Source organism: Bradyrhizobium sp. Unk1 (genome assembly GCF_059512345.1).
Genome location: NZ_JCAMOP010000004.1, coordinates 165156 through 180356, shown reverse-complemented (window position 1 = coordinate 180356; position 15201 = coordinate 165156). Strand labels below are relative to the sequence as shown.

At 65.3% G+C, this 15201-nt stretch carries 9 protein-coding genes; 2 read left to right on the top strand and 7 right to left on the bottom strand.

Features of this window, described 5'->3' with window-relative positions; genetic code table 11:
- The first annotated feature begins 6 nt into the window (after positions 1 to 6).
- Together AC5ZFO_RS06700 and AC5ZFO_RS06695 are read left to right on the top strand one after the other, a co-directional pair.
- On the top strand, positions 7 to 2946 hold the full coding sequence (locus tag AC5ZFO_RS06700; RefSeq protein ID WP_282518225.1) for an autotransporter outer membrane beta-barrel domain-containing protein: 2940 nt from the start codon (positions 7 to 9) through the stop codon (positions 2944 to 2946).
- Positions 2936 to 5947: an autotransporter domain-containing protein gene (locus tag AC5ZFO_RS06695; protein ID WP_496121817.1), complete on the top strand. Its 3012-nt coding sequence runs from the start codon at positions 2936 to 2938 to the stop codon at positions 5945 to 5947. Before AC5ZFO_RS06700 ends, AC5ZFO_RS06695 begins: the two co-directional genes overlap by 11 nt.
- Before the next feature lie 302 nt (positions 5948 to 6249).
- Here the strand turns inward: AC5ZFO_RS06695 and AC5ZFO_RS06690 are convergent, their stop codons facing one another.
- The 7 genes from AC5ZFO_RS06690 to AC5ZFO_RS06660 form a co-directional block, all read right to left on the bottom strand.
- On the bottom strand, positions 6250 to 7362 hold the full coding sequence (locus AC5ZFO_RS06690) for a polyamine ABC transporter substrate-binding protein (protein WP_496121816.1): 1113 nt from the start codon (positions 7360 to 7362) through the stop codon (positions 6250 to 6252).
- 5 nt (positions 7363 to 7367) lie between these two features.
- Positions 7368 to 8549, bottom strand: coding sequence for an aminotransferase (locus AC5ZFO_RS06685; protein WP_038932055.1), 1182 nt, complete (start codon positions 8547 to 8549; stop codon positions 7368 to 7370).
- A gap of 7 nt (positions 8550 to 8556) precedes the next feature.
- Positions 8557 to 8883, bottom strand: coding sequence for a rhodanese-like domain-containing protein (locus AC5ZFO_RS06680; RefSeq protein ID WP_008139644.1), 327 nt, complete (start codon positions 8881 to 8883; stop codon positions 8557 to 8559).
- A 303-nt stretch (positions 8884 to 9186) separates the two neighbouring features.
- Positions 9187 to 11115, bottom strand: coding sequence for a potassium transporter Kup (locus AC5ZFO_RS06675; protein WP_282518227.1), 1929 nt, complete (start codon positions 11113 to 11115; stop codon positions 9187 to 9189).
- Positions 11116 to 11255: 140 nt separating this feature from the next.
- Positions 11256 to 13154 (bottom strand): potassium transporter Kup, encoded by a 1899-nt coding sequence (locus AC5ZFO_RS06670; protein WP_282518228.1) that lies wholly within the window; start codon positions 13152 to 13154, stop codon positions 11256 to 11258.
- Positions 13155 to 13428: 274 nt separating this feature from the next.
- A complete protein-coding gene (locus AC5ZFO_RS06665; protein ID WP_282518229.1) occupies positions 13429 to 14259 on the bottom strand; it encodes an OmpA/MotB family protein in 831 nt (276 codons plus the stop codon).
- A 24-nt stretch (positions 14260 to 14283) separates the two neighbouring features.
- On the bottom strand, positions 14284 to 15057 hold the full coding sequence (locus tag AC5ZFO_RS06660; RefSeq protein ID WP_028146686.1) for a motility protein A: 774 nt from the start codon (positions 15055 to 15057) through the stop codon (positions 14284 to 14286).
- Between the last annotated feature and the right edge of the window lie 144 nt (positions 15058 to 15201).

The following is a 15201-nucleotide window of genomic DNA, read 5'->3' as shown; positions in this document are numbered from 1 at the left end:
GATCAGTTGCCGCCGCTCGTCACCGAGCGCGGTGCGCAGCTCGCGGATGCACTGGAACAGGCTGTCCTCGCCGACATGGACGTTCGGCCAGACCGCCTCATGGGGTTCGTCGGCTACAGCACGGCCGGCAGCGCGACCATCACCAACACCTATAATCTATCCTTCATGGGCTTGAGCACGGCCGGCAACGCGGTCATCACCAACAATGGCGGCGGTCCCTTCCACAGTTCCATCGGAACGACCTATTTCCGGGTCCACGCAACCGCGGGCAATGCGCAGCTGATCAACAACGACCCGGGCGCCGCCTTCGATTTTTCCGGCAGCACCGGCCCGAACGGCGACAACAAGCTCAGCGCCGGCTCGATCGCCGGCAACGGCGCCTTCTCTTGCGGCGCCAACGAGCTGACGGTCGGCGGCAACAATCTGTCGACCACCGTCAGCGGCGTGATCGCCGATGGCGGCTACTTTGGCGGCACCGGCGGTTCACTGGTAAAGACCGGCACCGGCACGCTGACGCTGTCGGGCACCAACGCCTATATCGGCGGCACCACCTTCGCCGGCGGCACGGTCAGCGTCTCCTCGGACGCCAATCTCGGCGACCTCGCGGGCGGCCTGACCTTCAACGGCGGCACCTTGCAGATATCAGGCACGGCTTTCAACGCCACCACGCGCAGCATCTCCTTCGGTGCCGGCGGCGGCACGCTGGAGATTGCAGCGGCAGCCAACAATTTCGTCATCAGCCAGAATCTCAGCGTCGGCGCGCTGACCAAGTCCGGCGCCGGCACGCTGACCTTGACCGGCGCGGACAATTTATCCGCCCTGACGATCTCTGCCGGCACGCTGGTGTTCAGCGGCAATGCCACGGCCGGCGGCACTCAAATCACCAACAACGCGCAGCTGACCTTCGATACCAACGCCACAGCCGGAAGCGCCACCATCACCAACAACGGCAACGTGCTGTTCGACGGCAACGCCACGGCCGGCAGCGCGCAGCTCATCAACAGCACGCCCAGCGCCGTCTTCGACTTCTCGATGAGCACCGGCCCGAACAGCGACAACAAGCTCAGCGCCGGCTCGCTCGCCGGTGGCGGCACCTTCGACCTCGGCGGCAAGCAGCTGACGGTCGGCAGCAACAACCTGTCGACCAATGTCACCGGCGTGCTTGCCGATGGCGGATCCGGCGGCGGCACCGGCGCCTCGCTGGTGAAGGTCGGCACCGGCAGGCTGACCCTGTCGGGCGTCAACACCTACACCGGCGCGACCCAGATCGACGGCGGCACGCTGGCGGTGAACGGCTCGATCGCGTCCTCCAGCGGCGTCACCGTGAACAGCGGCGGCACGCTTGGCGGCACCGGCACCGTCGGCAACACGACGATCGCGAGCGGCGGCACGCTGGCGCCGGGCAATTCCGTCGGCACCCTCACCGTCAGCGGCAACCTGACCTTCAACGCCGGCAGCTTCTATACCGTCGAGGTCTCGCCGAGCGCCGCCGACCGCACCAATGTCACCGGCATTGCGACGCTCACCGGCGCGACCGTGCAGGCGGTCGCCTTGCCCGGCAGCTTTCGGCAGCAGACCTACACCATCCTGAACGCCAGCGGCGGCTTCGGTGGAACACATTTCGCCGGCCTCACCGGCAGCAGCTTCGCGCCCGGCGCGCGCAATCCGCACCTCACCTACGATCTGAACAACGTCTATCTCGTGCTCGATCCCGGCACGATCGCGCTGTCGCCGGGTATGGGGGGCAACCAGAGCAATGTGGCCGGCGCCATCAACCGGGCGGTCGAGGCCGCCGCGACGCCGCCGGCAGGGTTCGACGTGCTGCTCAACATGGGCCAGCCGCAGCTCAACGGCGCGCTCGGCCAGGTCTCCGGCCAGCCCGGCGCCGCGGGCAGGCAAGCCTCGTTCAACGCCACGCAGCAGTTCGTCAATATGCTCGATCCGCTCGGTGGCGGCGGCTTGGACGGCGAGCGCGGCGGCACTGCCGGCGACAGCGGGACGCTGGGCTATGCTTCCATCAGACCAAACGACGCCAAGGTGCGCGAGGCCTACGCCGCGGTGACGCCGCGCGAGGCAAGCGGTGATGTCATCGACCGGCGCTGGGGCGTATGGGCGTCCGGCTATGGCGGCGCCAGCACGCTGAACGGCAATGCCGCATCGGGTTCGAGCACCACCACCAGCCGCATCTACGGCACCGTGGTCGGCGCCGATTATCGCGTCTCGCCGAACACGCTGGTCGGCTTTGCGCTCGGCGGCGCCGGCTACAATTTTGCGCTCTCAAATAGCCTCGGCGGCGGCCGCGCCGATCTGTTCCAGGCCGGCTTCTATGGCCGCCACACATTCGGGCCGGCGTATATCTCCGCGGCGCTCGCCTATGGCTGGCAGGACGTCACCACCGATCGCACCGTGACGGTCTCAGGCACCGACAGGCTCACCGCGAACTTTAGGGCGAGCACCTTCTCCGGCCGCCTGGAAGCCGGCTGGCGCTTCGCACCCATTCCCGCCTCCAGCTTCGGCGTGACGCCCTACGCGGCCGCACAAGTCACGACCTTCCATTTGCCCGGTTACGGCGAGACCGCGCTCGTCGGCAGCAACCAGTTCGCGCTGTCCTACAGCTCGCAGGACACGACGAATGTGCGCACCGAGCTCGGCGCGCGGACCGACCAGCACTTCCTCATCAATGGTGGCGTGCTCACGCTGCGCGGCCGGCTCGCCTGGGCGCACGATTCCAACACCAGCCGCCTCGTCAGCGCAGCCTTCCAGACGCTGCCGGGCGCAGCCTTCACCGTCAACGGCGCGCAACCGGCGGCCGACTCCGCGCTGGTCGGCGGCCGCGCCGAGATGAAATGGCGGAACGGGTTCTCGCTCGCGGGCACCGTCGACGGCGAGTTCTCCCAGAGCACGCAGACTTACACGGGCAAGGGCACCGTGCGGTATGAGTGGTAAGCGGAAAGATCGTCTCGCGGCGACCCGCCGCTTGCGGGCCGCGCTGCTGGCGTCGTCGGCGCTGGCGTTGGCGCTGACGCTCGGGAGCCTGGCCGCGGCGCACGCGCAGTCGGGGCCGTTCCTCTACGTGGGCAATTCTGGTGACGCTACCGTCTCGGTCATCGATACGACGACGAACGCGGTCTCCGGATCCACCATCAACGTCGGCTCTGATCCCTCTGCAGTGGCGGTTCGCGGCGACCAGTCGCTGGTCTACGTGGCCAACTTATCTGACGGCACAGTTTCCGTGATCAATACCGCAACGAACACGGTGACGGCCACCATCCCGGTCGGAACCAATCCGTACGCGGTCGCCGTGAGTGCCGACGGCAGCCGCGTCTATGTGGCCAACGCTGTTGACGGCACGGTTTCCGTGATCGACACCGCGACCAACACGGTGGCCGCCACCATCCCGGTCGGAAGTTTTCCGCTCGGGATCGCCGTCAGTGCCGACGGCAGCCGCCTCTATGTGCCCAGCTTTACCGGCAACACGGTTTCCGTGATCAACACCGCGACCAACACGGTGACGGCCACCATCCCGGTCGGAAATGCTCCGCGGGGGGTCGTCGTCAGTGCCGACGGCAGCCGCGTCTATGTGGTGAACTCGAGCGGCAACTCGGTTTCCGTGATCAACACCGCGATCAACGCGGTGACGGCCACCATCCCGGTCGGAAGTCGTCCGGTGGCGGTCGCCGTCAGTCCCGACGGCAGTCACCTCTATGTGGTCAACTCGGTCAGCTCGTCGGTTTTCGTAGTCGATACCGCAACGAACACGGTGACGGCCGCCATCCCGGTTGGAGTTGTTCCGCTGGCGGTCAGCGTCAGTCCCGACGGCAGCCGCATCTATGTGACCATTGGTCTCGACACGGTTTCCGTGATCAACACCGCGACCAACACGGTGATGGCCACGCTGGCCGTTGGATTCCGTCCTTGGTCCTCCGGCATCTGCGGCGGCGGCAATGCCCTGCTGGCGGCGGGGCTGACATTCACGGCCAACACATCGGGCGCGCTGGCCTGCACCGGCGCTGGCGGGCCGGTGTTCACCGGGGGCACGATGCAATTCGCCGGCACCGGCATCACGAGCAATCTGCCGATCACCCTGATGGTCGCCGGCGGCACGTTCGATACCGCCGGCAACAATGCGACGCTGTCGGGGACGATCGGCGGGCCGGGCGGCCTCACCAAGATCGGTGCCGGAACCCTGACGCTCTCGGGCGCCGGCACCTATTTCGGGCCCACCTTAGTCAATGCCGGGACGCTGCAAGCCGGCATCGCGAACGCGTTTTCGCCGAACAGCAACTACACAATCGCAAGCGGGGCTGCGCTCGATCTCAACGGTTTCGATCAGACCATCGGCGGCCTGACGGGGACAGGATCGGTCATCAACGGCGGCGCCGCCATTCCAACGCTGACAATTGCGAGCGGCGGCATTTTTGCGCCCGGCAATGGCACGCCGGGCTCGTCGATGGCGATCGCGGGCAATCTCGCCTTCCAGTCCGGCGCGATCTATCAGGTGCAGGTGAATCCCTCGACCGCTTCGTTCGCGACCGTCAGCGGCACCGCCACGCTCGGCGGCGCCGGCGTGAACGCGGTGTTTGCCGGCGGCAGCTATGTGGCAAAGCAGTACACCATCCTGACCGCAGGCAGCGTCAGCGGCACGTTTGCTCCGACCGTGGTCAACACCAATCTGCCGGTGAATTTCAAGACCGATCTCGGCTATGACGCGACCCATGCCTATCTCGACCTGTCGCTCGCCTTCGTGGCGCCGCCGGGATCGGGGCTTGCCGGCAACCAGCAGGGCGTGGGGAACGCGATCGTCAATTTCTTCAACCGCAATGGCGGCATTTCGCTGATCTACAGCGCGCTCACCGCCAATGGCCTGACCCAGGCCTCCGGCGAGAGCGCCACCGGCTCGCAACAGACGACCTTCGGCGCCATGGGCCAGTTCATGGGCATGATGACCGATCCGTTCGCAGGACGCGGCGGCGGCATCGATGGCGCGACGTCACCGACGGGCTACGCGGAGGAAGGCGAGGCCAGCGCTTACGCCGCGAGCAACAAGACCGATGCGTTCGCGATGTTCACGAAGGTGCCGCTCGCCAGGGCCTACGAGCCGCGCTGGAGCGTGTGGGCGGCAGGCTTCGGTGGCTCACAATCGACCAGCGGCAATGCGGTGGTCGGTTCGAACGATTCTGCGAGCCGCATCGCCGGCACCGCTGTCGGCGCCGACTACCTGTTCTCGCCGAACACGCTCGCAGGCTTTGCGCTCGCCGGCGGCGGCACCAGCTTCAACGTCAATGGTCTGGGTTACGGCCGCTCCGACCTGTTCCAAGCCGGCGCCTATCTCCGCCACACCAATGGCCCGAGCTACATCTCTGCCGCGCTGGCTTATGGCTGGCAGGACGTCACCACCGATCGCACGGTGACGCTCGCCGGCGTCGACCGGCTGCGCGCCGAGTTCAACGCCAATGCGTGGTCCGGCCGGCTCGAAGGCGGCTATCGCTTCGTCGCGCCATGGGTCGGCGGCATCGGCCTCACGCCCTATGCCGCGGTCCAGTTCACGACGTTCGATCTGCCGGCCTATGCTGAAACGGTGGTCTCGGGGAGCAATGCGTTTGCGCTTGCCTATGCCGCCAAGAGCGTGACCGATGCGCGCAGCGAGCTCGGCTTGCGCACCGACAAATCCTTCGCCACGGCGGATGGCGTCCTCACCCTGCGCGGCCGCGCCGCCTGGGCGCATGACTTCAATCCGGATCACTCCGTCGCCGCGACATTCCAGGCGCTGCCCGGCGCGAGCTTCGTCGTAGGCGGTGCACGATCGGCAGCCGACTCCGCCCTCGCCACCGCATCCGCGGAAATGAAATGGCTGAACGGCTGGTCGACGGCAGCAACCTTCGAAGGCGAGTTCTCCAACGTGACGCGCTCCTACGCCGGCAAGGGCGCGCTGCGTTATGCGTGGTAGCAGGCGCGTTGCTCTCGCGGTGTCTCGCACTGGGAGCGGCATCTGGGCGTGATGGCCACGTTACGACTCTGCCAGTGTTTTGCCCGACGAGTCAAAGGACCGGAGGCTGATCACATCAGGCGCATCCGGTGGCTCACTTCGCGTTGCGGGAGAGACGTTTCAGACTGTTGCGCCTGCGGGTCGATTCATCGAAACCACACCGCAACTTAGGCATCATCGCCGCCGGCAACACGCCGGTAGCGGTTCTACTGTGCATGGGGTTGTTTTGCGGGATTTAGTTTTCGGGTTGGTTCCCGGAGCGACTACCGCCCCGTCTTCACCTTCGTCCAGAGCCGGTTGATGATCCGCTGCGTCGCAGGCTCACGCGCCGTGATGACGAACAACTTCGAGAGCGTCGCCTCGTCCGGATAGATGTTCTTGTCATCAAGGATCTTCGGATCGATCAGCTTCTGGCTGGCGAGGTTGCCGTTGGCGTAGGACAGGAAGTCCGAATTCTTGGCGGCGACATCCGGGCGATAGAGATAGTTGATCAGCTCGTAGGCTTCCCTAACGTTCTTGGCGTCGGCGGGGATCGCGAGATTGTCGAAGAACATCTGTGCGCCCTCCTTCGGAATGGCGTAGCCGATCTCGACGCCGCTTTTCGCTTCAGCCGCGCGGGCGCGGGCCTGCATGATGTCGCCGGACCAGCCGACCACGAAGCAGATCTCGCCGGTGGCGAGCGCGCTGAGATATTCGGACGAATGAAACTTGCGCACGGACGGGCGGACCTTGGCGACGACGTCGGCTGCCTTGTCGAGGTCGGCCTGCTTGGTCGAGTTCGGATCGAGCCCGAGATAATTCAGCGCCGCCGGAAAGATGTCGTCGGCGGAGTCGAGCATGTGGACGCCGCAGTCTTTGAATTTCGCCAAATTCTCCGGCTTGAAGACGATGTCCCAACTGTCGATCTTCGCGTCGGCTCCCAGGATCTGCTTCAGCTTGGCGACGTTGTAGCCGATGCCCGTCGTGCCCCACATGTAGTTCGCGGCGTAGACATTGCCGGGGTCGTAAATGCCAAGGCGCTCGGTCACCACGCCCCACGCATTGGCGAGGTTCGGCAGCTTCGACTTGTCGAGCTTCTGGAAGATGTTGGCCTTGATCTGGCGCTGGAGGAAATAGGCCGTGGGCACCACGACGTCGTAGCCGGACTTGCCGGCCATCAGGCGCGTCTCCAGCGTCTCGTTGGCATCAAAGGTGTCGTAGACCACTTTGATGCCGGTCTCCTTGGTGAAGGCCTCAAGGACGTCAGGCGCCATGTAGTTCGACCAGTTGTAGAAGTTGACGACCCGCTCCTCGGCCTCTGAGGGGGCAGAAAGCAACGTCAGCGCCGCGGCGATCGCAAAACCAAGGCAAAGCCTGGAGCGGCCGACGTTCGTCATCTTTCCTACCTCTTGCGCCCGCGCACCGCGTCCGACAGCCGCTCCAGCGCGGTGTCGAGGGTCTCGTCCTTCTTGGCAAAGCAGAAGCGGACCACGGAGGTCACCGCGTCCTGCTCGTAGAAGGCCGACACCGGGATCGCCGCGACCTTGTAGTCCTTCACGATCCGCCAGCAGAACTCGGTGTCGCTCTCGTTGAGCCCGAGCGGCGATAGGTCGACGGTGAGGAAGTAGGTGCCCTGCGACTTCAGCACGGGGAAGCCGAGGCTCTCCAGCCCCCTGGTCAGGCGGTCCCTGCTCCGCGTCAGGTCCTTGCGCATCGACAGGAAGTAGTCGTCGGACTTGCCAAGCCCGTAGGCGACGGCGGCTTGCAAGTTCGGCGCGGTGGTGAAGGTCAGGAACTGGTGCACTTTGGCCGCCACCCGCAGCAGCGGCGGCGCGGCGCAGACGAAGCCGATCTTCCAGCCGGTCAACGAGAAGATCTTGCCGGCCGAGCCGACCTTGATGGTGCGGTCGCGCATGCCGGGGATGGTGATCAGCGGGATGTGCTTGTGCTCGTCGAAGGTGACGTGCTCCCAGACCTCGTCGCAGATCGCGATGACGTCGAACTCCTGGCAGTAGCGCGCAAGCAGTTCGAGATCTTCGCGCGGATAGACCACTGCGGACGGATTCAGGGGATTGTTGAAGAGCACCGCCTTGGTCTTTGAATTGAAGACGCTTTTCAGCATGTCCTCATTCAACCGCCAGTGCGGCGGCTCGAGGCGTACGAGGCGCGGAATGCCGCCGGCCTGGCGGATGATCGGCAAATAGGAATCATAGACCGGCTGGAAGCAGACCACCTCGTCGCCGGGCTGGACCACCGCGAGGATCGCCGAGGTCAGCGCCTCGGTGCCGCCGGAGGTGACCATCACCTCGCTCATCGGATCGAGCTTGAGGCCGTGCCAGTGACCGTAATGGGTCGCGATCGCCTGACGCAGCTCCGGCAGGCCCATCATCGAGGGGTACTGGTTGTAGCCGTTCAGCGAGGCATCGGCCGCGGCGCGGCGGATGTCCTCAGGCCCGGGATCATCAGGAAAGCCCTGGCCGAGATTGATGGCGTTGTTGTCGCGCGCGGCCTGCGACATCGCCTCGAAGATGGTGACGGGAAGGTCGGCAAAGACCTTGTTCAGCGAGGAGCTCTTGGTCGTCATCGCGAGGTCAGCCACCGACCTTGCTGGGAAGACCCGCCGCCTTCCAGCCCAGCATGCCGCCGGCCAGATGCTTGTCATAAGGCAGCCCCGCCGCCTGCGCCGCGAGCGAGGCCGTCACCGAGCGTTTTCCGGAGCGGCAGGCGAACACGACCTCTTTGCCCTGGGGATCGGGGATCGCCTTGGGATCGAAGGTCGAGAGCGGCACGACAACGCCGTAGGGATATGCCTCGGCCTCGACCTCGTTCGGCTCGCGCACGTCGACGAGGAGATAGCGCCCTTCCGCGACACCCTTGGAGACCTCGTCCGGGGTCAGATCCTGTACCTGGTTTGCCACATCATCCTCCAACGTCCGAGCCTGCGCCGGAGCGATCCCGGCGGGCGGCAACCTCGCCTCTCGGCAGGCGAAAATCAAGCGCTACAAAGGCTTGAGCTGCATGCCGCAAGTTAAAGCTAAATCGCAGCGACTTGAAGTGCAGCTTTCAGGATGCCTGAAACTCCTGCTCCGCATCCCACCACGCGCTCGGTGTCATTCCCCGCGGAAGCGGGGAATCTAGTACGCCGCGGCTTCTCGGTTCTAGCCGCGCCGTCTCTGGAATACTGGGTCGCCCGGTCAAGCCGGGCGACGACAGCGGGGGAACTAGATCGTCACCTGCGTTCCAACCTCGACGACGCGGCCGGAGGGGATCTGGAAATAGTCGGTGGCGTCGTTGGCGGAGCGGCTGAGCGAGATGAACAGCCGGTCCTGCCAGCGCGGCATGCCGGAATGGGCGGCGGGCTTGAGCGCCCTCCGCGACAGGAAGAACGAGGTCGACATGATGTCGAACTGCCAGCCGAGCTTGCGGGCGATCGCAAGCGCTTTCGGCACATTGGGCGATTCCATGAAGCCGAACTTCAGCGTCACCTTGGAGAAGGTCGGTGAGATCTGCTCCAGCCTCACGCGCTCGGCCGGATCAATCCGCGGAGTCTGCGCGGTCTCGATGGTGAGAATGACATTCTTCTCATGCAGCACTTTGTAGTGCTTCAGACTATGCATCAGCGCGGTCGGGGCGCTGAGCGGATCCGAGGTCAGGAACACCGCGGTGCCGGGCACGCGCTGCGGCGGCCGTTTCTCCAGCATCGCCACGAGGTCGGCGAGCGGGAATTCGAGCTTGCGCGACTTCTCGAACAGCAGCCGGCTGCCGCGCCGCCACGTGTACATCAGGATGATCATGAGCGCGCCGAGCGCGAGCGGCACCCAGCCGCCCTCGAACACCTTGAGCAGGTTGGCGGCGAGGAAGGTCAGGTCGAGGAACAGGAACGGCACGATCAGGGCGGCGGCGGCGAACGGCGACCACTTCCAGACCTTCCAGATCACGACGAAACCCATCATCGCCGTGACCACCATGGTCCCGGTGACAGAGATGCCATAGGCCGACGCCAGCGCGCTGGAGGAGCGGAACAGCAGCACCAGCAGCACCACCGCGACCAGCAGAAGCTGGTTGATGCGCGGGATGAAGATCTGGCCCGAATGAGCTTCAGACGTATGGCGAATTTCGAAGCGCGGCAGCAACCCGAGCTGAATCGCCTGGCGCGTCAGCGAATAGGCACCGGTGATGACGGCCTGGCTCGCGATCACCGTGGCAGCGGTGGCGAGAACGACCATGCAGCCGCGGAAAAAGCCTTGCGGGAACAGCTGGAAGAACGGGCTCACGATCGCGCCGGGATCGCCGAGGACGAGAGCGCCCTGCCCCAGATAGTTCAGCGCCAGCGACGGCAGCACGATGAACAGCCAGGCGGTCTGGATCGGCCGCTTGCCGAAATGGCCGAGGTCGGCATAGAGCGCCTCGGCACCGGTGACCGCCAGGAACACCGCGCCCAGCGTCACGAAACCGATGATGCCATGGTGGAACATGAAGGACACGGCGTAGAGCGGGTTCAGCGCGAACAGCACCTGCGGCTGCTCGATGATCGGGTGGATGGCCGCGATCGCGATCACCGCGAACCAGACGCACATCACGGGACCGAAGAACGCGGCGACGCGGGCGGTGCCGCGCGACTGCACGGCGAACAGGCCGACCAGGATGATCACGGTCAACGGAACGATGTAAGGCTCGAAGTGCAGGGTGATATCCTTCATGCCTTCGATGGCCGATAGCACCGAAAGCGCCGGCGTGATCACGGCGTCGCCGTAGAACAGGGCGCCGGAAATGATGCCGAGCAGGACGATGGTCGCCCCGCCGGTGCCGACCGCGCGCTGGGCCAGCGCCATCAGCGCCAGCGTGCCGCCCTCGCCATTGTTGTCGGCGCGGAGCAGGATCACGACGTATTTGAGCGTCACCACGACGATGAGCGCCCACAGGATCAGCGAGAGCACGCCAAGCACGGCTGCCGGCGTCGGCACCCCCTCCGCGCCCGAGGCCGCCATCACCGCCTCGCGGAACGCGTAGAGCGGGCTGGTGCCGATATCGCCGTAGACGACGCCGATGCTGCCGAGCGTCAGCGCACCGAAACGGGCGGTGGTGTGGGCTTCGCCATGCCCATTGGCCGCCGCCGTTTCCGGGGCGGAAATCGCTACGTCACTTGTCATGGGAGAGCCCAGTGGCCTCTAGAATGCTTCGCTGCACAACGGCGGAAGAGCGCGCGGCTTATAGTCCTGCGCTGCCGGCATAGCCTAGCCCGATTTTGGGCCCTTGCCATGCGAAATTTGCATGGATTGGCCAATTGCGTTCAGATGGTGACTTGGGTGCCGACTTCAACCACCCGCCCGGTCGGAATCTGGAAATAGTCGGTGGCGTCGTTGGCGGACCGGCTCAGCGCAATGAAGAGGTGATCCTGCCACAGCGGCATGCCCGACTGGGCCGAGGCCTTGAGCGACCTTCGCGACACGAAGAACGACGTCGACATGATGTCGAACTGCCAACCCTGCTTGCGGGCGATCGCCAGCGCCTTCGGCACGTTCGGCTGCTCCATGTAGCCGAAGCGCAGCCTGACCTTGGAGAACTTGTCGCTGATCTTCTCCATGCGGAACCGCTCGGACAGGTCGACCCGCGGCGTATGCGCGGTCTCGATGGTCAGGACCACGTTGTGCTCGTGCAGCACCTTGTTGTGCTTGAGATTGTGCAGCAGCGCGGTCGGCACGAAGGCGGGATCGCTGGTCAGGAACACCGCGGTGCCCTTGACGATGTGCGGCGGGCGCTTCTCGAGGCTGCGGATCAGATCGTCGAGCGGCACCTCGATCCGGCGCGTCTTCTGGAGCAGGATGCCGGTCCCCTTGCGCCAGGTCCAGATCGTCCCGGCCATGGCCGCGCCAAACAGCAGTGGCACCCAGGCGCCCTCGAGCAGCTTGAGCAAATTGGCGCTGAAGAAGCTGATGTCTACGACAACGAATGGAACGATCACCGCCGCAGCCGTCGCGGCGCGCCAGTTCCACAGTTTCCAGATCACGACGAAGCCCATGACGCCGTCGGCGACCATGGTGGTGGAGACCGCGATGCCGTAGGCCGAAGCCAGATTGCTGGGGGTGTGGAACAACAGCACGAGCAACATCACGCCGATCAGCAGCAGCCGATTGACACGCGGCAGATAGATCTGGCCAGCATGGGTCTCGGAGGTGTAGCGCACTTCGAAGCGCGGCAGGAGGCCAAGCTGCACCGCCTGATAGACCAGCGAATAGGCGCCGGTGATCACGGCCTGGCTCGCGATCACGGTCGCCGCGGTCGCAAGTCCAACCAGCGGCAGCACCAGACTCTCGGGCACCATGCGATAGAACGAATGCTCGATCGCACTGGGATCGGACAGCACCAGCGCGCCCTGCCCGAAATAGTTGATCAGGAGCGCGGGCAGCACGAAGAACATCCAGGCCGACTGGATCGGCTTGCGGCCGAAATGGCCGAGATCGGCGTAGAGCGCCTCGCCGCCCGTCACCGCCAGGAACACGGCGCCGAGCGTCACCAGGCCGATCGTGCCGTGCGACAGCAGGAATTGCAGCGCGTAATAGGGATTGATGGCCGCCAGCACCGACGGATCGTCGGCGATGTGCACGGCGCCCATCACCGCAAGAACGGTGAACCAGACCACCATCACCGGCCCGAAGGCCGAGGCCACCAGCGCCGTCCCCTTGCTCTGGACCGCGAACAGCAACACCAGGATGATGACGGTGAGCGGCACGACATAGTGTTCGAAGGCGGGGGTCACGAGCTTCAGACCCTCGACAGCCGACAGCACCGAGATGGCCGGCGTGATCATGGAATCGCCGATGAACATGGAGGCGCCGACCACGCCGAGTGCGAGCAGGAACCAGCTTCGTCGCCCGAGCGCGCGCTGGCCGAGCGCCATCAGCGAGAGCGTGCCGCCCTCCCCGTTATTGTCGGCGCGCAGCAGCAGCAGGACGTATTTGGCGGTGACGACGATAAAGAGCGCCCAGAGGATCAGCGAGAGCACGCCGAGCACCATGACCCGCGAGACCGGCTCGCCATGGGTCGCAGCCTTGACCGCCTCGTGGAATGCGTACAGCGGCGAGGTGCCGATATCGCCGAAGACAACGCCGATGCTTCCGAGCGTCAGGCCCCAGAAACCCGAGGTGACGGGCCCGTCCTGAGCGTCGGTCGATGTGATGCTCGCCGTCATGTGAGATGAGAAACGCTTCTTCCCGAGAATTGATCCGGCGCCTTTTGACCGTTCCGGCGCGCCTGTCAATCGGCACACCACCATAGCAGCCGCCGGGGCGGATGCTGTGACGGCGCAGCAACGATGATCGCTAGCGCGACGACATGCCTCAGGTAAGATGGTAGCGCAAGTGCCTAGAGCTTTCCGCTCCGAGTGAAGCGGGAACGGGCCTCGAGATTCTGAGCTTGACGGGTTTTGTTCACGCGAAACCGGCGGCCGCTTCGCGCGAAACGCTCTACGGCTTCAAATTCGGCGGCAGCGGCGGATCCTCGCGCATCAGCGTGATCGTCACCCGCCGGTTGGCCGCGAGCGAGGGATCGTCCGGAAACAGCGGCTGGGTGTCCGCCTTGCCGGCGACGGCGAAGATGTGGGATGGCGGCAGGCCCTCGCGTTCGAGGATCTGACGCACGGAATTGGCGCGATCGGCCGACAGGTCGAAGGCGCCATAGTCGCTGCGGGTCGGCACGAATCCGGCCGCGGTGTGGCCGGCGATGGAGACACGGAGCGGCGTTGCCTTCAGCGGGATCGCGAGCTTCTCGATCAGACGGCGGGTGCGGTCATACGGGACCTTGGAGCCGTCGGCGAACATCGAGCGGCCATCCTGGTCGACGATCTCCAGGTTGAGGCCCTGCTTGGTCTCCTCGAACATGATGTGCTTGGACATCTCGGTCAGTTCCGGCATGTCCTGCAACGCCTGGCGCAGCGAGGCCGCGGCGAGCGCGAAATTGCGGTCGACCTTGATCTTCGCGCCGGACGTCTTGTCGCGGTCCTCCTGATCCGGCGTCGGCGTGTTGGAGGCGTCCTCGGGCTGGATGTGGTCGACGTTCTTCAGCCGCGGGCGGGTCGGCAGACCGTCGGACTCGACGATACCGGCGTAGCGTGCCTCGCTCTGCACGCCGAATGCGTCGCGCATGGAGCCGGCGACGATCTTCAGCTTGTTGGCGTCCTGCGTCGAGAATGCGACGAGCATCACGAAGAAGCTCATCATCAGGCCCATCAGGTCGGCGAAGGTCACGAACCAGCCGTGACCGCCACCGTGAGCATCGCCGCGCTTCTTCTTGGCCATCTCTCGAGATCCCGGGCGGCGGCGTTACGCCGGCACCGGCTCGCCTTCGGCGTGGCGATGCTTCTCCGGCAGATAGGCCAGCAGCATTTCGCGCACGAGCGTCGGGCTCTTGGAGTCGCGGATCATCAGGATGCCGTCGATGATCAGCGTGCGGTTGGTTTCCTCGTCGAGCAGCTTGCCGTGCAGCTTGTCCGCGATCGGCAGACAGAACAGGTTCGCGACGAGCGCACCGTAGAGGGTTGCGAGCAGCGCGGTCGCCATGAACGGACCGAGCTTGGAGGGATCGGTCATGTTGGCGAACATCTGCACCATGCCGATCAGGGTGCCGATCATGCCGAAGGCCGGGGCGCAGTCGCCGATGGCGCGGTAGATCTTGCTGCCTTCGTCCAAGTGCATGAGGAAGTTGTCGCGGTCACGCTCGAGATTGTCGCGGATGAAGTCGAGGTCGTAGCCGTCGGCGACGTAGCGGATGCCCTTGGCCAGGAACGGCTCGTCGGTCTCGACCTTTTCGAGGCCGACCGGGCCCTGCTTGCGGGCGATCTCGGCGATGCGGGCGAGCTCGTCGACGAGGTCGTGCGCCGACAAGCGGCTCATGGTGAAAGCGAACTTGGCGCCGAGCGGAAGGCCGTGCAGGAGCGCGCTGAGCGGAAAGCGGATCATGGTGGCCGAGACCGAGCCGCCGAAGATGATGATCATGGCATGTTCGGAGATGAACATGTGGAGGTCGCCGCCCATGAAGATCATCGCCGTAATGACGATGATGCCCGCAATGAGCCCGACGCTCGTCATGATATCCATGGGACACTCCAACGCGAACGCAACAACGGCCGTCCTGGCCGCTGGCGCGGCCCAACCCCGAACCGCATCGGAAACCCTAGAGTGCCGCCCTTAAAGCCGCGTAAAGGTTAAGTTGAGCCGGGGCGCCAAACCGGTGCAGCGCGC

What these genes read in the sequence shown, in the direction of transcription:
- AC5ZFO_RS06695 (WP_496121817.1), top strand. Translation starts at nt 2,936, where the DNA reads ATGAGTGGTAAGCGGAAAGATCGTCTCGCGGCGACCCGCCGCTTGCGG.
- AC5ZFO_RS06690 (WP_496121816.1), bottom strand. Translation starts at nt 7,362, where the DNA reads ATGACGAACGTCGGCCGCTCCAGGCTTTGCCTTGGTTTTGCGATCGCC.
- AC5ZFO_RS06685 (WP_038932055.1), bottom strand. Translation starts at nt 8,549, where the DNA reads ATGACGACCAAGAGCTCCTCGCTGAACAAGGTCTTTGCCGACCTTCCC.
- AC5ZFO_RS06675 (WP_282518227.1), bottom strand. Translation starts at nt 11,115, where the DNA reads ATGACAAGTGACGTAGCGATTTCCGCCCCGGAAACGGCGGCGGCCAAT.
- AC5ZFO_RS06670 (WP_282518228.1), bottom strand. Translation starts at nt 13,154, where the DNA reads ATGACGGCGAGCATCACATCGACCGACGCTCAGGACGGGCCCGTCACC.
- AC5ZFO_RS06665 (WP_282518229.1), bottom strand. Translation starts at nt 14,259, where the DNA reads ATGGCCAAGAAGAAGCGCGGCGATGCTCACGGTGGCGGTCACGGCTGG.
- AC5ZFO_RS06660 (WP_028146686.1), bottom strand. Translation starts at nt 15,057, where the DNA reads ATGGATATCATGACGAGCGTCGGGCTCATTGCGGGCATCATCGTCATT.